We start from the raw sequence: 21,809 nt of genomic DNA, 5'->3' as shown, positions 1-21,809 counted from the left end.
AAAACAAATTAAACAATAAATAGATATTTGAATTTACAGCAATAAAACATTAGTAATAAAAAAGAGGCTGATCATGATTTATGATACAGCCTCATCTTGTCTGTTTCTTTTCTTTCTACAAATAGGTAGCCGCTATGCGGCATTCTTTCATCTTATTAAATATTCAATGCCGCATGGCGGCTACCTATTTGTAGAACAAGTAATTTATGCTTTTTTGCTCCATAGGAGCTACCTTTTGCTATGCAAATCTTTAAAAGCGATTTCCCTGGTTGCCCTATGACGAAATCGTCACATATTAAAACTTATAAGTATTTTCGCGGTACATAGCGATGGAACTGGTTAAGCTGATAAAACAATATAATGATCTGGCAATAGCAGATGTGATTGACCATAACAGGTTCAATCTGATTGCTATTGACCACCATTCAACCCGGATAGAAGGATCGACATTGACCGAGGTGGAAGCCCAGGTTTTAATTAATGAGGGCTTAACTCCTAAAGGTAAACCTTTGCATGAGAGTTTGATGGTAACCGATCATCACGCAGCTTTGTTGTTTACCATTGAAAGTGCAAACCAAAAAAAGCCGCTAACTATTGGTCTTTTACAGGAAATTAATTCGCTGATAATGAAAAGTACAGGCAAGGTTTACAATACCATTCTCGGCACTGTAGATGCGCGTACAGGAGCATTTCGAAAAGGCAATGTAACAGCGGGCATTTCATACTTTCCAAATTTCGACAAGGTTGAAAGGTTGACAACCGGTCTGGTAAAAAAACTCAACGATGCTATGGCAACGCCATTATCAATAACAGAGCAACTTAATCTTTCATTTGACGCGCATTTTAATTTGGTAAGTATCCACCCATATTATGATGGAAATGGCCGAACATCAAGACTTTTGATGAATTATATCCAGGCCTATTACCATTTACCTTTAGCTATAGTTCAAAGTGAAAACAAAGCTTCTTATATTCAGGCGTTAATTGACACCCGCGAACAAGAAAATATCGAAATATTTCGTGAATTTATGGCAGGCGAATATTCGTTTTTACTTACCCGTGAAATTGAAAAATTCACCGAAATGCAAAGGCCACCCAAAGGTGGCGGATTTAGCTTTCTGTTTTGATTGCTTAAGCAGAAAAAATTTAAAAGGCACCCCGATACCTTTCTGTCTTAATTCTTGATTCTAATCTCTTGCCTCTTTTTCCTCCGTTTGTCAAAGCTTTACAACCATTGGTCAAACTATTTTTATCAGTTGGTTTTCAGTTGCTTTTTTTGATAAAAAGAACAAATTATGGAAACCACACAACGACAAACCTACCTCGATTGGCTCAGGATCATATCCATCATCGGTGTATTATTTTTTCATTCGGCCATGCCTTTTGTGGCCGAAGATGGCTGGCATATCAAAAATGCCCAAACCAGTAACCTGATGATGGAATCCAATCATTTTTTGCACCTTTTTCGCATGCCGCTGCTCTTTTTTATTTCTGGTACCGTGAGTTACTACATGATGCAGCGGCGATCTACTTTAAACTTCATCGGCTTACGTTTCCGCAGGCTTTTTATACCACTTTTGGTTGGCATGTTTATCATTGTTCCGCCTCAGATTTACATGGAAAGGCTTGCGCATGGTTATCACGGCAGCTATTGGCATTTTTACGCGAGTGTATTTAACTTTATACCTTATCCTAAAGGAAGTTTTAGCTGGCACCACCTTTGGTTTATTGCCTATTTGTTTATTTATGACCTCATATTCGCGCCCGTGTTTGCCTGGATGGTATCGCCCCAAAGCGACGGTTTTAAACAAAGCCTGGCTATTTTGGCAAAGGGAAAATCGGTTTATGTGTTAATGCTACCCGGAATTTTATGGTTTACTTTTACCAGCTGGGATTTGCCCGAAACAAACGATCTGATTCATGATGGCAGCTATTTTATATACTGGCTACTATTTGTATTGGCGGGTTTTATCTGTATCCTTCAACCCAAACTAATGGATAGCCTGGAGCGGAACCGTCGTTTTGCGTTAGCCATTGGTTTTTTAAGTTTGATAACCTGGGAAGTGATGCGCTGGAATGGAATTGAACCAGAACATGCAGGCTGGCCATTTCAAAATATTATGTTTAGCTATGCTTTTACAGCCCTTCGGCCAATAATTGCCTGGGGATGGGTGCTTGCTTTGGTAGGCTATGGTAAACGTTACCTTAACCGCCCTCATAAAAGCCTTAACTATCTTAACCAGGCTGTGTATCCCTTTTATATCCTGCATCAAACGGTTATTGTTTTGATAGCGTATTATATAGTACAAACGCAAAATGAAAGCATTCTTTCAAAGTATATTTATACGGTGGGTATCACTTTTTTTGTAACTGTTTTAACGTATCATTTATTCATCCGCCCATATGCTGTAAGCCGGTTCTTATTCGGAATGAAACCTTTGGGGAAGAGTCAAGAACCAAGAGTCAAGAATCAAGAAGATGTTGTTGAACTGGAAAAGCTTGACAGCCGGGAACCATTTACTACATCCGCCGTATGAAATTGAGTTGCCAGGTAAGCAAATTTGCATAGTAAAAACAATTATTATACCTTAAACAAGATCAAATTACAGCCTTAGTCTTAACTCTTGATTCTTAACTCTTTTCCCATGAAGTTTTTTAGGAGATATATTTTCCCTGCTTTGTACGGCCTGCTGGTATATTTTACCGTAAGGCTGCTGCATGATACTGAACATGATGAAATGTTTTGGAAAAGAGACTGGGGTTTAAATATCCTTGAAATGAGCTGTAGTGTATTGGTTGGCTATGCAGGCATATATATATTTGAGTGGCTCTTTCGGTTTTATGACAGGCGCTGGCCACTGCGATTTAATTATCGGGGAGTAGTAAGAGAATTAATTATACTGGTGTTTGCTAATCTAATTTTGGTAAACCTGATATTTACTCCTATGGCAGCATTGACTGACGATGGCCTCTCCTGGGGGGATCTTGCAGACCTCACCATGATACCAACCTTATATGCCATCATTTATTACGGCATAGCACGCAGCAGCACCTGGTTAAAAGCTTATGTTGTTAATAAAATTCAGTTAGAAAAACTAACTAACGATCAGCTGGAAACCGAACTGAAATTTTTAAAAGCCCAGTATCATCCTCACCTTTTGTTCAATGCTTTAAATACTATTTATTTCCAGATGGATGAAGATGTGCCCGGCGCAAAAAAGAGTACCGAGCTGCTATCAAACTTGTTGCGTTATCAGTTGTATGATCAGCAGCTTTTGGTGACTGTAACACAAGAGTTGGAATACCTTGAAAATTACATCGAACTGCAGAAAATACGGGTAAGTGATAAAATGGAATTGCAGGTAAGCTTTGACGAGCAGTTAACAGATCAGCAGGTTTATCCTTTGCTGATGCTGCCGCTGGTTGAAAATGCTTTTAAATATGTTGGGGGGAAGTATCAATTAAATATCAGCGCTAAGCTTATTGATAGCCAAGTGGTATTTACAGTAAGTAATAACGTACCCGATCTGTTAAAATCATCTACAGAGTTTAGCGGCATAGGGCTTGAAAATCTAAGACGAAGGCTACATTTGCTTTATCCCGATAAACACCAATTAAATGCCGGCTTACAGGGTGATTGTTATATAGCCGAACTAAAAATAAAACTTTAAACATGAAGCCCATCACTTGTATTATTACCGATGATGAGCCTTTTGCCCGAAAAGGATTGGAAGGTTACGTTGCCAAAACCAATTTTTTAGACTTGAAGGCGCAATGCGAAGATGCCATGGAACTGGGTGCTATGCTCATGCAGCAGCCTGTCGATTTGCTTTTTCTGGATATTCAGATGCCGCATTTAAGCGGGGTTGATTTTATCAAATCGTTACCAAAACCGCCAAAAGTGATCTTTACAACTGCCTTTAAAGAGTATGCTACTGATGGCTTCGACCTGGATGTGCTTGATTACCTGCTTAAGCCGATCTCTTTTGAACGGTTTATGAAGGCCGCTTTTAAAGCTAAAGATTATTTCGACCTGAGGAATGCCCAAACAGAAGCCACTTACCTGTTTGTAAAAAGCGAGGGCAAGCTTGAAAAGATCTTGTTTGAGGACGTACTTTATATTAAGGGGATGGAAAACTATCTTGAAATTTATACTAAAAACAAAAAGGTAATTACCCATAGTACCTTAAAAGCCTTTGCCGATAAATTACCCCAACGCAGCTTTTTACAAACGCATAAATCATACATTATAGCAAAGGACAAAATCACATCAATAGAAGGCAACACCTTAAACATAGGCGAACACCAGGTGCCTATAAGCAGGCAACTGCGCGAGCAGGTGATCCATAACCTCATCAATCAAAATAAGCTTTAGTTATTTCAATTGCTTTTTCATCAGCAAATCGTTCTGCAAATCGCTGCCTAACATAAAGGGATGGTTGGCAAATACAGTAAAGCCGTGGTGTTGGTAAAAGCCGATGGCGTTATGGTTATGTTCCCAAACACCAAGCCATATGTAGCTCATGTTTTGGTCGATAGCCGTTTGGGTGGCAAAATTTAAAAGGTATTGGCCAATTTTTTTGCCATGATGCTCTTTTGCAACATAAATACGTTCAACTTCCAAGGCGTCTTTCTCTTGAAATTCGCTTTGTGCTTCCTCAAAATTTAATTTGAGGTAACCTGCAACTTCGCCATCAATCATCGCGAAATAAAATTTAGAACCTGGGTTTTCAATTTCGGCGCGAATGCGCTCAGGGGTAAAAGATTTGGCAGCGTAAGCATCCATATTGGCCGGTTCATTAAGCGGGCCAAAAAAATAAAAGAAAGTATCGCGGCTTATCGTTAGCAGTGTGTCTGCATCGGCCAGCGTTACCTGGTGCAGGGTAATGGTATTATCCGTCATTATTTAATTGAAAATTACGGCGCAATAATACTTAATCAAATTGTTCTTTTAACCTCACTAATCTATCTATCATCAGGTTTAGCTTTTCTTCCTCGTTTTTAAACATCCGGGGTTTCAAATAAAAAGTGGTAAACAAAAACCAGATGATAATTGAACTGTAGGTGCCTATTTTAAACGCCAGGGATGAATTTTCCAGCACCTCAATAAAATACAGCGCAAGCCCGGCGCTGATGAGCAGGATGTAGATATAATAAAACCAGCCTATTACTCGTGAACGTGTTTTTTGATATTCTTTTAAGCTTTCTAAATATTCTGATGGATTAAGGGTAGCATCGTGCTTGCCCAAAATGTGATAATGCCTAACGGTTAATGACAGGTACATGAGCATAGTAACCAATACTATTAAAATGCCCGCCGTGGTAACTGTTGATTTAAACGCCAGAAAAAATGTTACTATGGCCGCAAATATGGTGATAGCCACCATGGCCACTATTGTCCAGTACAACTTATTAGTTATGCCGCGGATTCCCTTCTTTACCTGCTTCAGCACCTCATCCACTGAAAGCTGATCTTGCTTTGGCTGTCCCTGCCAAACCGACATCAAATGATCAAAGTCTTTCATACTGGTTATATAATTCTGTTAACTTTTGTTTAATACGATAAATTTTCACCCTCAAATTCCCTTCCGATATCCCCGAGACGTCTGCTATCTCGGGGTACGGTACTTCATCAAGTACCAATGTTATAATTATTCTTTCTGATTCTTCCAGTTTTGAAATACACTTATATAAAAGAGCCACCTGCTCGTTCTTTTCAGAAAATTCTTCGCGTTTAGTTTCGGCTATTTGGTCGGTAAGCTCATCTTTGGCTTGCCGCTTCTCCGATCGGAGATATGTCAAACAGGTATTTACCGCTATACGGTAAATCCAGGTAGAGATCATTGCCTGGTTGCGGAATTTATCCAGGTTTTGCCATACTTTTAAAAAGGTCTCCTGCAAAAGGTCGTTCGCGGCATCATCATCGCCGGTATAACCATAGCACAGGTGAAATATCTTCTTAGAATTAGCTTCATATATTTGCTTGAACGCTGCTTCTTTGTTGGCCACTGTTAATAGATTTTTATTTTTAGATTACCGGCAGGTAAATATGTTACAACAAGTAATCACTCTTTTTAAACCAGTTCAATTTTTTTTCAGCGTCGGCTATTAACATGTTGTAGCTGTCTGCATAATCATACTGCAGGTCTTCATGCAGTTTTCCAATCAGTCCTTTTACCTTTTCTACCTGCCTTGTCAGTATCAACCGGATAGGTTTGTACGATGTGCGCTTGTCGGCATACTCTAAATAGTTACTGCAAAAGTTTAACAGCAACTCTATCTCTGCCGGTTTTGACGCCATAAATTTAGTGTATTTGCCCAGTAACCGTAAAATTTTACGCATGCCTTTAGCCGCGTTATAACTTAGCGAAGGCAGCTGGCTAAACATAAAACCGGCCTCGGCTTTTACTTTTTCAATAAAGGCGGCCTCATCATGAGCTTCAAACAACAGGTAGGCCAACAGCTCTTTATTCTCCTTTTTATAACGGGCCAAACGCAGCAGCAACTCCGCTATCTGCTCATTAGGCAGGTGCTGAATTTCTTTTTTGATATGCTGCAATCCGTAGGTAGTTACCGTCATTTTGTTATTAAATCGAGCCAAAATACGGAAAAAATAGAATCAAGAGTTAAGAGTCAGGAATCAGGAAGGAAAATAAAACCGGGTTTGCAACGCTGGTAGTGTCCTTAATATCGATATGCTGCCTTTTGTCTTAACTCTTGATTCTTAATTCTTGACTCTCTTTCGTACTTTTACGGCTTCAATAAAATCGATGCAGACAAAAAACAGACTGACGCTGTATATTTTTATCGCCCTTGTTTTGGGTGTGATATTGGGTAATATTTACAATACCAATGTAATTAAAAGCATTAATATCAATATCAGCACTGCCGAAGCCGGCATTAAAACCATTGATAAAAGTTTGGCTGCATCGGCAGATACCACAACTGCCGTTTATAAAACCCTTAAAACGCAAAGGGCAAGCCTGGTAAAGGCACAGCAGGATAATAATACCCTGCGCGAGGATAAGCTGGAGTTTTTCAATATTTTAAGTAAGATATTCCTTAACCTTATTAAAATGGTTGTCGCGCCATTGGTATTTACCACCCTGGTTGTTGGCGTGGCCAAAGTAGGGGATATCAAAGCGGTAGGGCGTATTGGAGGTAAAACCATGTTGTGGTTCATTAGCGCTACGTTGGTTTCCTTATTATTGGGGATGCTGCTGGTTAACTTGTTTGAACCTGGCAAAACCATGCATTTGCCATTGCCCGATAGTCATTTGAGTACCGGGATCAAAAAGTCGGCGTTGTCATTTAGCGAGTTTATCGGGCACGTTTTCCCTACGAGTTTTATTAAATCAATGGCTGATAACGAAATCTTGCAGATTGTGGTGTTTGCCATGTTCTTTGGCATTGCTACAGCGGCTATTGGTGAACAGGGCAAAATTGTAATCAAAGCGATGGATGCCATAGCGCATGTGATCATGAAAATTACCGGCTATGTAATGAAACTGGCCCCCGTAGCTGTATTTGGTGCCATAACCGCCGTAATAGCCAAGCAAGGACTGGGGGTACTTTCAACCTATGGTATTTTTATAGGCGAGTTTTATTTTTCGCTGGTACTGCTGTGGCTCATTATTATACTGGCCGGATTCATCGTACTGCGCAAGCCGGTATTCAAACTCATCAACAGTATTAAAGATGCTATGCTAATTGCATTTAGCACTTCAACAAGTGAGGCCGCGTACCCCAAAGTTTTGGTTGAGCTGGAGCGCTTTGGCTGTAGCAATAAGATTGTAAGCTTTGTATTGCCATTGGGCTATTCGTTTAACCTGGATGGCTCTATGATGTATATGACCTTTGCCTCGTTGTTCCTGGCGCAATCTTATGATATTCATTTATCCTTTGGGCACCAGTTATCAATGCTGTTGGTATTAATGCTTACCAGCAAAGGTGTAGCGGGCGTACCAAGGGCTTCGTTAGTAGTTATTGCAGGTACATTATCCATGTTCAATATCCCGGAAGCAGGGTTGTTTCTGTTGATAGGAATTGATCCGATATTGGATATGGGACGGTCGGCAACTAACGTGCTTGGTAATGCTATGGCAACGGCTGTGGTAAGCAAATGGGAAGGGGAGCTTAACAATTAGTGAGTTGGTGAATTAGTGAGTTAGTGATTTTTATCGAATCTCAACTTGTTAAATAGGTAACTCTAATACCATAAAATAATGGCAAATAATGCGACGGTAGATTTTGCGGAGGCTTTTAGGAAAAGAACAAAAAAGTTTGTTGTAGACAATATCAAGTTTTTTAAAACCTTACCTAAAACAGAGGAGGCAAAGATAATTGGCAGGCAATTATTACGGTCATCTTCATCAGTTGGTGCCAATTACAGAGCCGCATGTAGGGCAAGATCGCAAGCTGAGTTTCATGCGAAACTATCTATTGTAGTTGAAGAAGCCGACGAATCTGTTTTCTGGATGGAAGTGCTAATCGAAGCAGAAATCGTTAAACCATCAGAAATAGAATCTTTAATAGACGAGGCCAACCAAATATTAAGAATCGTTTCGGCCTCTCGTAAAACTGTAACGGTTAACAAAACTAAGGCATAACCACTAATTCAAAACTCTTTTTCTAACAATCACTAACTCACTAATTCACTAACTCGCTAATTTCTTTATAACTCAATAATTCAATAATTAACATATGTCTTCAAATTCAAAAAAAATATTCCTTTTCCTGGTCGTTGTGGTGCCATTTATAGTGTACTGCGTTTATTATTATAGTATGATGATCAAGAACGCGCCTTACCGGTATTCTGATTTTCAGTCGCTTTCTATTGAGTACGGTATTAAAGATAGCCTGATCAATAAGTACGATTCTAAAACCGGTGATTACCAGTACCTAAACAAAAGAGACTCTTTGGTGAAAATCCATTTAAGGTTAACCAGCGACGACTTGTTATACCTGCACCATAAAGCTGCCGACCTGGGTTTCTGGGATTTTCCTGCGGATGAAACAGGCGATACTGCCAGCAAAGAAAAGCCTGTACGTTACATCATTGAGTTTAAATACAAAAAGAAAAGTAAACGCGTGGTTTTTGACTCAAACTATGGCGGTGACCCGAAACTGGTTGATGCCAACAAACAATTGATCAAGGAAATAGACCAGAGTTTAACTACAGCCGAAAACAGGCTGAAAAAATAATAGGGTATGGGGTTGTTTATTAAATAACCAATCCCTATATTTGCACCTCGAATTTTAAAACAATAATTAACAAACATGTACGCAATAGTAAGTATAGCCGGACAGCAATTTAAGGTTGCAAAAGACCAGCAGATCTTTGTACACAGGTTACAAGGTGAAGAAGGCGCTAGTATTGAATTTGACAGTGTATTGTTAGCAGAAAATGAAGGTTCATTCAAATTAGGTTCTGATTTGAGTGGTGCTAAAGTTTCAGCTAAGATCTTGTCTCATTTAAAAGGTGATAAAGTAATCGTTTTCAAAAAGAAACGTAGAAAAGGTTACAAAAAGAAAAACGGTCACCGTCAACAATTTACCAAGATCGAGATCACTGGTATCACATTATAATTTAAAGTTTTAAACCGAGCCGATTTATCAGCTCATAAAAGATATAAACAATGGCACACAAAAAAGGGGCCGGTAGTTCCAGAAACGGCCGCGAGTCGCATAGCAAACGTTTAGGTATCAAAATTTTCGGTGGTCAGCCAGCAATCGCGGGTAACATCATCGTTCGTCAACGTGGTACTAAACACAACCCAGGCGTTAACGTAGGTATCGGTAAAGATCATACCTTATTTGCATTAGCTGATGGTCACGTAGTTTTCCGCAAAAAAGCTGATAACCGTTCTTATGTTTCTGTAGTTCCTGTTGCAACAGAAACTGCCGAAGTTGCAGCACCAGCTCCAAAAGCGGTAGCAGCACCTGCACCGGTTGCAGCAGAAGTTACTGAAGAAGCTCCAAAAGCAAAGAAAGCAGCAGCACCTAAAGCTAAAAAAGCAGCAGATACTGACGAAGCAGCAGCTGAGTAATTAGCAAAAACTTTTAGATATTAAAAATCCCTGGTCGCATTGATCAGGGATTTTTTAGTTTAAGAAGGTTTTTGGATGCTATTTAAAGGTGCCGGATTAACCGTTAGTAATCAATATTTGTAGACTCCTCCATGTCATTGCGAGGTACGAAGCAATCTCATACTTTACACGGCGGATTTGCAAGTCCGCGATTGCTTTGTACCTCGCAATGACATGGCTTTATATTGTGATTCCAACTTTAGAATTTCGCGAAATTTACGCCTTGCCAGCGTAGGACGTATTGCGGATAAATAACTTTCAACTTTATAGAGCCTATTTTAGAGTAGGTCTGTAAAGTGGATAATTGCTTCCTATCTCGCAATTGCATAACATTATCTCTTTTTTTTCGGAGAGTACTTGATAGTTGCCTTTAGCGCCCTTCATTTACTCAATAATCAGCTTTTTCAAATAAAAAGTATCCGGGTCAACAACCGGCATTGTAGTGCTCTTTATCCTGATGCCTTTTTTATCAAGCGTATAGCGTTTGGTAACGCCATCAGCAGTGATGTCAACAGGTAATGGCATATCTATATTTTGCAACTGCACCAGGTACATATCACGGGGCAGGGCCTTCACATGCACCTCAAGTTTATTGATGGAGTAGATATAAAGATCAAACAATGGTTTAAGATCGATGCCTGCAGCCTTGCTGAAATACTCCTGTACATCGGCAGTGGTAACCAGGTTGCTGTATGTGTATTTAGGATCGGTTACAAAGCCTTTTATAGTTGGGAAGAAAACGCTATCACCCATAATATACCTGAGTGTGTGCATAAAGAATGCGCCTTTGCCGTAGATATCGCTATTATAAGCTGCTTCCTCATCAATATCCTTACCAACCACCAAAGGAATCTTGTTACCAAATGAAAGCGAGGCTTGCGCGAAATGTTTATTGTAAGCTTTTTCACCCTCCAGGTCGCGGATTGGCATGGCATCACCGAAGGTACAGATGCCCTCGTGAATCCAGTAATCGGCCCAGTCTTTAGCGGTTACTTTGTTGCCCCACCATTCGTGCCCAAACTCATGGTGCATCAGCCAGTCAAAGTCCTGACCTGCCAGTTTAGTGTACCTGAATTTATTACCGTAGGCATTCATGGTTTGGTGCTCCATACCTAAGTGTGGCGTTTCGGCTATACCTATCTTTTCTTTGGCCCATGGATATTCGCCAAAATATTTTTCCTGGATGTGGATGGTGCGCTCAAAAATATCCAAATGATGGTTGGCCTTTGAAGCGTCTTCTTTTAATACATAAAACTGAATAGGAACGATATGTCTATCAACAGTTTTGTATTGCCTGTTCACGACGGTATAGTCGCCGGCATTAAACAGGATGCTGTAATTGTTGATGCTGTAGTTTGTTTTCCAATGATAGGTTGCGGTGTTGTTTTGTTTGGTAACCTTTTGCAACAAACCCGGACCGCAAACCACCAATTCTTTAGGCACAGTGATGATCATATCGACACCTTCATTGGGCTCATCAGAAGGATGGTCCTTACAAGGGAAATATAGTTTACCACCGGTTCCTTCGGCAGTAATGGCTACCCAGGCATGGCCGGTTGAATCCTTGGCCCATATGAAGCCATCATCCCATGGCGGGCGACGGGCCACATGCGGCTTGCCACCGTAAACAACCTTTATGCTTGCCTTACCGGCAGGCAATTCCTTAGCGGTATTAATGGTAATGAGGTTATTTTGATAAGTATAAGCCTCCATTTTGCCGTTTACCAGTACATTGCTGATCTTCAAAGAATCCAGCAGGTCAAAAAGCAAGACTTTTGTAGGCTGCGCCATGATCACATCGATGGTAGTAAAGCCATCAATCGTTTTTTGAACGGGATCAACCGCCAGTGAAATGGTGTAATGCCTTACATCCATAATAGCCTGCTCGGGTTTTAGTTTACCACCCGAGGTTAGCGTTTGGGCATGCAATTGATTGGTTAGAATAATTGCAGCAAGTACTAAGAATTTATTTTTCGTTTAATTTCTGATACATGGAAAGGGATTGACAAGCTGTAGCAAAGTCTTCTTCATCCCTAAATATAATCAATACTCCCTTACCAGCAAATTATCAGCAAACTGACGCAGGTATTGGCGGCGGTCCTCGGGTAGATTAATCTTGTCGAGCGCGTCAAAAGCACGCTCAGCATAGTTTTGCATGGCGCGTTCGGCATATTGCCTGATATCTAATTCGTTGTATATAGCCGTAACGGCTTTAACTTTCCCTGCAGCATCAAATTGCTCAATGCTTAACCAGTTGCCCAGTTCGGTGGCCTGATCGCCTTTAGCAAGCTCAAGCGCCTTGATGAGCAGATACGTTTTTTTGTTGGATAGGATATCGCCGCCAACCTGCTTACCAAATTTTTCCGGGTCGCCGTAAACATCTAAAATGTCATCCTGTAACTGGAAGGCTATGCCCAGGTTAACGCCAAAATTATACAGCAGCTGCGCATCTTCTTCCCCGGCACCGCCAATGATCGAGCCTATTTTAAGCGTGCCGCCCAACAGCACGGCCGTTTTAAGGCGGATCATGTTGATGTATTCATCTATCTCTACATTATTGCGCTGCTCAAAACTCATGTCAATTTGCTGGCCTTCGCATACGCCGATGGCTGTTTCGTTAAAAACATTCATTACGGGGCGCAAAATGGCGTCGTCAACCATCATCATCAGCTTATTGGCCTCTACCATCATCGCGTCGCCGGAGAGGATAGCCACGTTGGCATTCCACTTTTCGTGTACGGTAACTTTACCACGGCGCAGGGGCGCCTTATCCATGATATCATCATGCATCAGCGTAAAATTGTGAAACACTTCAATAGCCAGGGCAGGTTCAATGGCGCTTTCCACATCACCGCCAAATAAATCGCAGGCCATGAGCAGCAGGGCAGGTCGCAGGCGCTTGCCGCCCAGCGCCAGTATATAACTTATAGGTTCGTAAAGATCAGCAGGGTATTCAGGAAAGGTAAGTGTATCTACGGCCCTGCTCACCAGGCCATGTAGTTCTGTAAGTTGTTTCATGTATTGGTTAATAGTTGATTGGGTTAGATTAAGTTGATTGAGTTGGATTAAGTTGATTAGGTTAAATGAGTTGATCACATGTTTTTACAAACTCAATCAACTTAATCTAACCTAATCAACCATTCACTTAATCAACAACCCTCAATCCTGTACTAAGGAAAAATCTATCTGTTTTTTGGTCAAATCAACATTTTTAACCCTGATCCTTACTTCATCGCCCAACTGGTAAATTTTCTTTTTACGCTGCCCGATGATGCAATAGTTTTTCTCGTCCAAAGTATAAAAATCGTCAGATATATCGCGTAGGCGGATCATGCCCTCGCATTTATTTTCGATGATCTCCACATACATACCCCACTCTGTAACGCCCGAAATAATGCCGGTAAACATATTGCCAACCTGATCTTTGAGGTATTCGGCCTGTTTGTATTTAACAGACGCACGTTCGGCATCGGCAGCCTTTTTCTCCATTTGCGAACTGTGGCTGCACAGCTTTTCATAATGATCGGCATTGGCCGATTGACCGCCATTTAAATAGTGAAACAACAACCGGTGAACCATCACGTCCGGGTACCGGCGAATGGGCGAGGTAAAGTGCGTATAATGATCAAAAGCCAAACCGTAATGGCTGCTGGTTTTGGTGGTATAAATAGCTTTAGCCATTGATCGGATTGCCAAATGCGTAAGCACGTTTTGCTCCTTTTTGCCCTCCACATCTTCCATTAAAAAGTTGAGGGATTTGGCTGTTTCCTTGTCAGATTTGGTATTGATCTTATAACCAAACCTTGCAGCAAACTGTGCAAAGTTGGCTAATGCGTCGGGCTTAGGTGAATCATGCGCGCGGTAAACAAAGGTGTATTTATGTTTGCCTTTGCCCATTTTGCTTACATGCTCGGCTACCTTACGGTTGGCCAGCAGCATAAAGTCTTCAATGAGTTTATGGGCATCTTTACGTTCCTTTACATATACGCCTATAGGTTTGCCGGTTTCATCCAGTTTAAATTTAACTTCGGTGGTTTCAAAGCTGATAGCGCCGTTTTTGAATTTACGGTCGCGCAGTTTATAAGCCAGGGCATTTAGCTTCAGGATCTCGTCTTTAAAATCGCCTTCCTGGTTTTCAATTACTTCCTGTACTTCCTCGTAGGTAAATCGCCTGTCCGAGTAAATGATGGTTTTTCCATACCATTCGGTTTGGATAAATGCATTTTCATCCAGCTCAAAAACTGCCGAGAAACATAGTTTCTCTTCCTTGGGGCGCAGCGAGCACAGGCCGTTTGATAAACGCTCGGGCAGCATCGGGATTACCCTATCTACCAGGTAAACAGAGGTGGCACGGTCAAGCGCTTCCTTATCTAAAGCCGAATCTGGAATGATATAGTGCGATACATCGGCAATGTGCACACCAACTTCGTAATTGCCATTCTCCAATACTTTGAAGGATAGGGCATCATCAAAATCTTTGGCATCAAAAGGGTCGATAGTAAAAGTGGTGATATCCCTGAAATCCCGTCGGCGGGCAATCTCCTCTTGGCTGATCACATCAGAAATTTCTCCAGATTCGTGTTCAACCTCGGCGGGGAATGATAGCGGAAATCCGTATTCGGCCAGGATAGCGTTCATTTCGGTATCATTCTCGCCTTGTGCGCCAAGAATGTGCTTGATTCTACCGATGGGGTTTTTGGCGTCAACCGGCCAATCGGTGATCTCGGCTACCGCTTTAATTCCATTTTTAGCCCCGTTAAGCTCGCTCATGGGGATAAAAATGTCGTGCATCATTTTACGATCATCGGGGATGAAAAACGCGAAGCGCTCAGAAAGTTTAACAATACCGGTAAACTCCATTTTGGCACGTTGAAGGATTTCGATGATCTCGCCTTCTTTACGTTTGCCTTTGCTTTTGGCGTATACATAAACCTTTACACGGTCGCCGTTGAGGGCGTTACGGAGTTTGCGTGGCGCTACAAAAATATCTGTTTCAAGCTCGTCGTCGGTAATAATAAATGCCGAACCATCATTTGTAAGATCAACCTTGCCTTCAACAAAGGTTTTAAGTTCAAGCAGCTGGAATTTGCCCGGTGAAACTTCTTTTAATACAGATTTAAAAGCCTCATCCTTTAAAATATCAAATATGATTTCGCGCGATTCGGGATCGCGAACGTTTAATTTAGCAGAAACTTGTTTGTAATTGAGTGGCGTATTGCCGTTTTGTTCAAATATATCAAGCACCATTTGGGTGAGTACCTGTACTATAGATGAGTTATTTTTCTTTTTTTTAGACATACAAAAGTATTTGCGCTAAGATACGGAAATATAGCGTTTGGAAATAAGGGGCTGTTTCAATAGAAGGGAAATCGCTTTTAATATTTAACTTTATTTTCTCACAAGCTAAGAGTTGAGTAAACACGAATTTAACTGCCCGCAAGATAGATTATAACTAATTTCACGAATTTTTTCAATCACATTTTAATTTGTGCTACAGGGCAAACGCTTCTAACCAGGGTTAACATAACTTAACATATTTCGGAAATTTATTTTATAATTACATATCAATCAATGTGTTATATTTTGGCAAGGTTGACACTAAACTGACGTATGGCGCAATGTCAGCGGACATTCGTGTCTAACTCAAAAAAAGCGTCTTAAGATAACACGAATTCATTACTTGTGGGTAACAGCGATTTCCCTGGTTTTAACAGGTTCAATTGCGATGCTGGTTGATAAATTAGCATGTGTTAGGTTGAACTCCTCTGGAGTTCTAAAATTGGGGTTTTGATTGTCTACAAAGCATTCACCCCTCTGGGGTGTTATCGTTTCCGCAAACTCGATTTTAAATTTCGCGCACTCGATTGGCTGTTCCAGAGGAACAAAAGCTTTGTAGGAATAATAAAATGAGAAGAATTATGCTCCAGCGGAGCATAACCCCGCCAACTTATTTACCCCTGCGGTATCGAAGCAATCAATTTCTTAGTATATTCTTCCTTCGGATTATAATAAATATCATCGGGATACCCGGTTTCAATGATCTCGCCTTTGTTCATCACCATCATCCTGTCCGAGATGTGTTTGATCACCGCCAGGTCATGCGAGATGAAAATATAGGTGAGCTTAAACTCCTGCTGTAATTCGCGGATAAGGTTTAGCACCTGTGCCTGTACAGATACGTCAAGGGCCGATACCGATTCATCACAAATGATAAATTTAGGCTGTAGTGCCAATGCCCTCGCTATTACAATACGCTGCCTTTGTCCGCCCGAAAACTCATGCGGGTAACGGTTAAAATGCTCGGGCAGCAGGTTTACACGCTCCAACAGATCCAGTACGTGTTTTTTGCGTTTGGTATTGTTGGCGTAAAACTGGTGCACCTGCAAAGGCTCCATTAATGATTGACCGACCGTAAGCCTTGGGTTTAATGATGAGTAAGGGTCCTGGAAAATGATCTGGATATTTCGGCGAATCTCGCGCAGGTCGTTCTTTTTCAGGCTCCGTAAATCGGTGTTTTCAAAGCTGATATTGCCGGCTGTAGGTTCTATCAGCCTTAAAATGCTTCGCCCCAGGGTGGTTTTGCCACAGCCCGATTCGCCTACCAGACCAAGGGTCTCGCCTGGGTAAACGTCAAAGCTTACATTGTTTACAGCTTTAACCACTTTGTTTGATTGCCCAAACAACCCGTTTTTTACCGGGAACCAGGTAGATAGCTGATCAATTTTTAATAATGGCGATTGCTTGTACAAGGCCGCTTTTCTATCTTCAATTTCCTGCGCGGGGTAGTTATATTTTGCCCTGATGCTCTCGATGGTAGCAGATAGTTTGTCTGCTGAGCTATCTCCTCCATCAAAAAAATCAGCCACAATAGGCAGTTTCTTTAAATGTAAACCTGGTGATGGCCTACAGGCTAATAGTCCTTTGGTATAGGGGTGTTGGGGATTGCTAAACAGGTCAGTGACGCTGGCTTCTTCCACAATTTCGCCTTTGTACATCACCATCACGCGGTCGGCAATTTCTTTGATTACGCCCAGGTCGTGCGAAATAAATATCAGGCTCATATCTCTTATCGCTTTCAAATTAAGCAATAACTCGATGATTGTTTTTTGTACGGTAACATCAAGCGCAGTGGTAGGCTCATCAGCAATCAGGATTTCGGGATTACAGGAAAGAGCCATGGCTATCATCACCCTTTGCTTTTGCCCGCCCGAAATTTGGTGTGGGTAGCTATCAAAAATAGCTTCGGGGCGGGGGAGTTGCACTTCCTTAAAAAGCTCGATAGTTTTGGTTTTTGCTTCCGCTTTAGAAACACCAAGGTGCAGCCTGATAGCTTCAGTAAGCTGAAAACCGCAGGTAAGCACCGGGTTAAGCGAGGTCATCGGTTCCTGGAAGATCATCGCCATACGGTTACCACGGATGTGGCGCATCTCGGCTTCAGGCAGTTTGCAAAGGCTTATATCGTTTAGTAATACTTCGCCTTCAAGCACCGTTTGCTCTGCATTCAACAAACGCATCAATGCCAGGGAGGTAACCGATTTGCCCGAGCCGGATTCGCCGACTATGCCTATCGTTTCGCCTTTTTTTAAATTGAAGGAGATGCCCTTTACTGCTTCAAATAAGCCTTCAGCGGTTTTAAAACTAACCTTAAGATCTTTTACTTTCAGCATTATGGGGCAACTATGGTTATCATCTCGTCCTTAATCAAATCTTCGCCACGATAACGTCTTATAAGTTGCGCAGTAGCTACCACATCTTTTTGGCAGTAGGTACAAATCCTGTCAAGCTGCTGCTCGTTCCAGTAAACATGGCCAACCATACTGCCATCAATGTCATCTTTTGGGGTAGGGATATCAAAAATAGCCGTAAGCAGGTTTAAAGAGGTGTAGTTTTTATAGTCGCCAAATTTCCAAAGCTCCATGGTATCCAGGTGGATGATCTCCCATGGTTTTTTGCCCGCCAATTGTAACTGTGGTGGAAAAGGCAAACCGTTGACCAATAACCTGCGGCATATATACGGAAAATCAAACTCCTTGCCGTTATGGGCAACCATAACCAGGTTAGCAGACAGGCTAAACAATAAAGCCGAAAATTTGGTAAGCAATTCTTTTTCATCATGCCCTGCAAATGATTTTATCCGCAAACCAATTGCATCCTTAGTGCCGGTAAAAATACCGGCCGAAATACAAACTATTTTACCAAACTCGGCCCAGATGCCTGCACGTTCATAATAGTTTTCGGCCGTTTCGTCTTTACGTTGATATTGGGTTTTTAAATCCCATAGCTTTTGCAGGTGAGGTGGTACCTCATCATGTGTACTGTACTGCGGCACAGTTTCAATATCAATTACCAGCAAATTATGCAGATCATACTGCTCAAGCATGTGACGTTAAATTTTACCGGGGCAATATAATGATTGTTTTAAATTATGATAAGGTTTAGGCCGGTGTTTTAGGTTATGCGGATGTAAATTTTACCTGTTTTTAGGTTTGTTTAATTGAAAACCTATGCCTAACTGTATGGAGCCGGGATTTGATTTATAGCTGCCAAAGTCCGAATTGACTTTATACCCGCTAATACTTTTCAAATAAGTGGCCTCAAAGCTGAATCGGTTATATTGCAGAGCTACACCAACTGATAAACTGAAATTGATAGCCGGGGTATAACGCGTGTTTTTTAACTGGTTGGTCACGGATGTATAATAGGAAGTATCTTTTTTTATAGCTAAGGGTGTAAGGCTTGTAGTGCCGGCCAATTGCTTAACGGGGATATTGATAACAGGGCCGCCTTTTATGCTCAGGTAATTGTTAACCCTATACACCAGGTGAATAGGTACACTTACAAAATACGCTTTACGGCTATCGGTTACTTTGATTGCCTTGCCTGAATCTACCGCGCCACTATCTGCCTTGGCTCCGTTTGCATGCGAATAGGAGCCGCTGATGTTTTGCGGATTTAAAGCCCTTGCCTGTACATTTATTGCCCATTTATCATTAATGTGATAAGTACCATATAAACCAAAGTTTAGATCGACCGGGAGACTGCCATAAAAGTTACTGTTTTGTTTTTTAGGTGTAAAACTGCCCGAACTATTAGTACCTGCCAGCAAGCCCCAGTCCATGTTAATTGGCGATGCCGATCTGGGTTTCGCGGTTTTTTCCTTCTTCCCGTTTTTATCTTTTTGAGTAGTTTTTACTGTTTCCGTAGGTGCTTTTCTGATCTTACTCACAATAGCATTTATCGCCGCCGAACTTTGTTTTGCCGGATAGTTGTTTTGATTAGCATTAAAGGAAGGCAGTAGTCTATTGCTTAGGGCGGGCTGTGTGAAGTAATTATTTACGTCTGCCTGCACACTATCAAGATTCGGGATCAAATGCTGCGATGTCTGAAAATTTGCAGCTAATACAAGTGGTTGATATCCTTTATTTTGCTTGCTCCCATTTTGATAACCTAAAGCGCCCCCTGCGCTGTATAAGCCATTGTTATTAAGACTAAAAATATTGCTGCCGTTGGTTGCGGATTTGTTTGTAGTAACCTGGTTTATATAATTATTATGATTTCCCGCATTAGAACGATTTATTGCGTTTTGACTTCTACTAACGACAGATGATCCTGCGTTTTTGTTTAAAGGCGATGCGGTTTGACCTGTTCTATTTTCATGTGTACCTGCCCTATTCCCGGCCAAATTTCTGTTAGTTGAGGTGCTATCCGATTTATTCGCAGCTGAACTATTGCTATTTCCCAGTGGTGAATTTACAAGCGATAAACTATCGGGTTTACGGCCTAAACTGTCAATCCTGTTTAACGAATCAACGGTTTTTAAACTATCAGTGATAATATAAGCGGGTTGTTTTTTGTGTTGCTTTTCTTGTTGGTTGTGTTTTATTTTGTGAGAATGGTGAAATATATAAAGACCTGTAAAGAAAATTGCCGATGTTGAAACAAGTAGGATCAATGTTTTAAATGCTTTGATCGTTTTTAAAATCTTTGATGCCTTAAGTGTCTTAGTGCTTTTAGGTGATGTAGGAGCAGATGTAACCGGCATCAATATATCCAATTGGCTTTGCATTTGCATCCAGTCGGTTTGAACACTATCTGTTACCGGCAGCTCATTGCGTTTTTGTTGCCAAAGATTAAGGTAGTTTAACGAATTTTTCATTTTGTTTTTTCACTCCTTTCTTTCGGCTGATTGTTTTGTTCTGCAGTTGGTTCAAGCAGTGATCTTAATTTTCTTTTAGCTTCGGCTAAGTGCCAGCGCGATGTGCCCTCACTTATATTTAATTGTTCGCCTATTTCTTTATGGGTAAAACCATCCAATACAGATAGGTTAAAAACGGTTTGGGTTGCCAGCGGCAAAGTGCGGATGTTTTGCAGGATATCTTCGAACTGCAGTTTTTCTAAAACAGATGGCGTAATAAAATGATCGTCTTCTCTAATCTCGGTGGTGTTATTGGTGTTGAATTTCAATTCTTTTCGGCACAGATCTATTGAGGTGTAGATCATGATCTTTCTTATCCAGCCACCTAACTCGCCTTTGGTGAGATCAAAGTTTTTTAAGGATACAAAAACCTTTAAAAATCCGGCATTAAAGGCTTCTTTAGCCAATTCTTTATCTGGCAAATAGTTATAGCATACGCGGAGCATATCGGCATGAAACAGCTTGTACAAGGTTTCCTGCGCCGTTCGGTCGTTATCAACACATCCTTTTACCAGCTTTTCTGCCTGTTTTTTGGGTAGATCCATTCAAAAAAATCGCACTTATAAGTGCCTGTAAAACGCTCTTCGTACACGGAGCACCAAACGTTGGGTAAAAAGAAAAATATTTTTACTATTTACCAAAGCGGGCATAAGATACACCAACTTAAAGAGAGATCAGTTTTAAAAATGACCGATCTCTCTTATCAGATATTATTTTAATTACCTGTTAATTATTTTAGGTGTTATCAATACCCCGGTTGTATAACTCCAATCAAAAGTAATAGTAGCGCTTGTAACAACAATGTGCCCGGTGTAATCAGTTCCGTTTAAAGTAACTTTAATTGGATAAGTTCCATTTTGCAGACTACCTTTTGTTAAAATAACTCCATTTGAAGTAATTGGATGATCTGTTGTACCCCTGCAAATTTTAGGCTCCTGGATGTTGAGCAGGTTAATGGTGTAATTATTACTGGCATCAACACTGGCGTTAAACCGAAAAATTCCGTTTGAGCAGTAGTTGTTTTTAGTGTGCGCACTAAACGTAATGCCGGCGCTATCGCTTTTAGCGCTTTTATAATAGCCTGCTTGTAAAGTAATTTGGTCGCCGGTGAGTGGGACAAATGTGGTAGTGTCCGAAGGGTTTGACACCGAGTCGGTACTTACTTTAATAACAATGCTGGCGGGCAACAACCCGTTGTGGGTTGCTGTAACCGTATAGCTGCCGGCTTTGGTAAAAGCAATAAGGGCGGCATTCTTTTTGGCGGTTTTGTAGTTAAAGCCCGCCGGTATAACCGACCACGATGTAGTATCGGTACCGGTTGCGCCAACAAAAACCAAAGAATCGCGTTCGTTGATCTTTAGTTCAGTTTTGCTGGCTACAATTTTTCCATTGTTGGCCGGATCGGCAATTTTACTGCATCCCGAAATAATGAAGAATGCAGCTAATAAAGCAAGGATAATGTAGGTGAAGTTTTTCATTTTTAAATTGATTAATGTTCTTTATTGCATCATCGTATCAATCAAAAA

21 protein-coding genes are annotated in these 21,809 nt (G+C 41.0%); 9 read left to right on the top strand and 12 right to left on the bottom strand.

The window, feature by feature from the left end:
* Positions 1–329: 329 nt before the first annotated feature.
* From FHS10_RS20590 to FHS10_RS20575, 4 genes are all read left to right on the top strand, one after another.
* On the top strand, positions 330–1,127 hold the full coding sequence (locus FHS10_RS20590) for a Fic family protein (protein WP_259094148.1): 798 nt from the start codon (positions 330–332) through the stop codon (positions 1,125–1,127).
* A 168-nt stretch (positions 1,128–1,295) separates the two neighbouring features.
* Positions 1,296–2,537, top strand: coding sequence for an acyltransferase family protein (locus FHS10_RS20585; protein WP_259094146.1), 1,242 nt, complete (start codon positions 1,296–1,298; stop codon positions 2,535–2,537).
* A gap of 108 nt (positions 2,538–2,645) precedes the next feature.
* Positions 2,646–3,671 carry a sensor histidine kinase gene (locus FHS10_RS20580; RefSeq protein ID WP_259094143.1) on the top strand — a complete coding sequence of 342 codons (1,026 nt, stop codon included), beginning with the start codon at positions 2,646–2,648 and terminating at the stop codon, positions 3,669–3,671.
* Between the two features lie 2 nt (positions 3,672–3,673).
* Complete coding sequence (locus FHS10_RS20575) at positions 3,674–4,375, top strand: LytR/AlgR family response regulator transcription factor (RefSeq protein ID WP_259094141.1); 702 nt, start codon at positions 3,674–3,676, stop codon at positions 4,373–4,375.
* Here FHS10_RS20575 and FHS10_RS20570 read toward each other — a convergent pair whose 3' ends face one another.
* The 4 genes from FHS10_RS20570 to FHS10_RS20555 are packed head-to-tail and all read right to left on the bottom strand — an operon-like array spanning position 4,376 to position 6,580.
* Complete coding sequence (locus FHS10_RS20570; protein ID WP_259094139.1) at positions 4,376–4,903, bottom strand: GNAT family N-acetyltransferase; 528 nt, start codon at positions 4,901–4,903, stop codon at positions 4,376–4,378.
* A gap of 31 nt (positions 4,904–4,934) precedes the next feature.
* Complete coding sequence (locus FHS10_RS20565) at positions 4,935–5,525, bottom strand: 6TM ABC transporter family protein (RefSeq protein ID WP_259094136.1); 591 nt, start codon at positions 5,523–5,525, stop codon at positions 4,935–4,937.
* On the bottom strand, positions 5,512–6,009 hold the full coding sequence (locus FHS10_RS20560; RefSeq protein ID WP_184543351.1) for an RNA polymerase sigma factor: 498 nt from the start codon (positions 6,007–6,009) through the stop codon (positions 5,512–5,514). Before FHS10_RS20560 ends, FHS10_RS20565 begins: the two co-directional genes overlap by 14 nt.
* Positions 6,010–6,052: 43 nt before the next feature.
* Positions 6,053–6,580 carry a hypothetical protein gene (locus tag FHS10_RS20555; RefSeq protein WP_259094132.1) on the bottom strand — a complete coding sequence of 176 codons (528 nt, stop codon included), beginning with the start codon at positions 6,578–6,580 and terminating at the stop codon, positions 6,053–6,055.
* Positions 6,581–6,770: 190 nt separating this feature from the next.
* Here FHS10_RS20555 and FHS10_RS20550 point away from each other — a divergent pair, with 190 nt between their 5' ends.
* The 5 genes from FHS10_RS20550 to rpmA all read left to right on the top strand — a co-directional run bounded on the left by FHS10_RS20550 (position 6,771) and on the right by rpmA (position 10,049).
* Positions 6,771–8,147: a dicarboxylate/amino acid:cation symporter gene (locus FHS10_RS20550; RefSeq protein WP_259094130.1), complete on the top strand. Its 1,377-nt coding sequence runs from the start codon at positions 6,771–6,773 to the stop codon at positions 8,145–8,147.
* Between the two features lie 78 nt (positions 8,148–8,225).
* Positions 8,226–8,609 (top strand): four helix bundle protein, encoded by a 384-nt coding sequence (locus FHS10_RS20545; protein WP_259094129.1) that lies wholly within the window; start codon positions 8,226–8,228, stop codon positions 8,607–8,609.
* Positions 8,610–8,784: 175 nt separating this feature from the next.
* Positions 8,785–9,204, top strand: a complete 420-nt coding sequence (locus tag FHS10_RS20540; RefSeq protein WP_259094127.1) for a hypothetical protein — start codon at positions 8,785–8,787, stop codon at positions 9,202–9,204.
* A 75-nt stretch (positions 9,205–9,279) separates the two neighbouring features.
* Positions 9,280–9,588 carry a 50S ribosomal protein L21 gene (gene rplU, locus FHS10_RS20535; protein ID WP_259094125.1) on the top strand — a complete coding sequence of 103 codons (309 nt, stop codon included), beginning with the start codon at positions 9,280–9,282 and terminating at the stop codon, positions 9,586–9,588.
* Positions 9,589–9,638: 50 nt separating this feature from the next.
* The gene (gene rpmA / locus FHS10_RS29240; protein WP_310504198.1) at positions 9,639–10,049 is read left to right on the top strand and encodes a 50S ribosomal protein L27; all 411 of its coding nucleotides are present in this window, start codon (positions 9,639–9,641) and stop codon (positions 10,047–10,049) included.
* Positions 10,050–10,472: 423 nt separating this feature from the next.
* Here the strand turns inward: rpmA and FHS10_RS20525 are convergent, their stop codons facing one another.
* From FHS10_RS20525 to FHS10_RS20490, 8 genes are all read right to left on the bottom strand, one after another.
* Positions 10,473–12,017, bottom strand: a complete 1,545-nt coding sequence (locus tag FHS10_RS20525) for a M1 family metallopeptidase (protein ID WP_259094123.1) — start codon at positions 12,015–12,017, stop codon at positions 10,473–10,475.
* 114 nt (positions 12,018–12,131) lie between these two features.
* Positions 12,132–13,106, bottom strand: a complete 975-nt coding sequence (locus FHS10_RS20520) for a polyprenyl synthetase family protein (protein ID WP_259094122.1) — start codon at positions 13,104–13,106, stop codon at positions 12,132–12,134.
* 141 nt (positions 13,107–13,247) lie between these two features.
* The gene (rnr, locus tag FHS10_RS20515; protein ID WP_259094120.1) at positions 13,248–15,386 is read right to left on the bottom strand and encodes a ribonuclease R; all 2,139 of its coding nucleotides are present in this window, start codon (positions 15,384–15,386) and stop codon (positions 13,248–13,250) included.
* Positions 15,387–16,039: 653 nt separating this feature from the next.
* Positions 16,040–17,755, bottom strand: coding sequence for an ABC transporter ATP-binding protein (locus FHS10_RS20510; protein WP_259094118.1), 1,716 nt, complete (start codon positions 17,753–17,755; stop codon positions 16,040–16,042).
* The gene (locus FHS10_RS20505; RefSeq protein ID WP_259094116.1) at positions 17,755–18,468 is read right to left on the bottom strand and encodes a 3'-5' exonuclease; all 714 of its coding nucleotides are present in this window, start codon (positions 18,466–18,468) and stop codon (positions 17,755–17,757) included. The genes FHS10_RS20510 and FHS10_RS20505 overlap by 1 nt, the downstream gene beginning before the upstream one ends.
* 90 nt (positions 18,469–18,558) lie before the next feature.
* Positions 18,559–20,244 carry a porin family protein gene (locus FHS10_RS20500; protein ID WP_259094114.1) on the bottom strand — a complete coding sequence of 562 codons (1,686 nt, stop codon included), beginning with the start codon at positions 20,242–20,244 and terminating at the stop codon, positions 18,559–18,561.
* Positions 20,241–20,828 (bottom strand): RNA polymerase sigma factor, encoded by a 588-nt coding sequence (locus FHS10_RS20495; protein ID WP_259094113.1) that lies wholly within the window; start codon positions 20,826–20,828, stop codon positions 20,241–20,243. Before FHS10_RS20495 ends, FHS10_RS20500 begins: the two co-directional genes overlap by 4 nt.
* A gap of 174 nt (positions 20,829–21,002) precedes the next feature.
* The gene (locus FHS10_RS20490) at positions 21,003–21,761 is read right to left on the bottom strand and encodes a hypothetical protein (RefSeq protein WP_259094111.1); all 759 of its coding nucleotides are present in this window, start codon (positions 21,759–21,761) and stop codon (positions 21,003–21,005) included.
* Positions 21,762–21,809 lie beyond the last annotated feature (48 nt).

The sequence above is a fragment of the Mucilaginibacter dorajii genome, assembly GCF_024808255.1.
In the GTDB taxonomy this organism is placed as follows: Bacteria; Bacteroidota; Bacteroidia; order Sphingobacteriales; family Sphingobacteriaceae; genus Mucilaginibacter; species Mucilaginibacter dorajii.
This window is presented reverse-complemented; position numbering and strand designations above follow the sequence as displayed.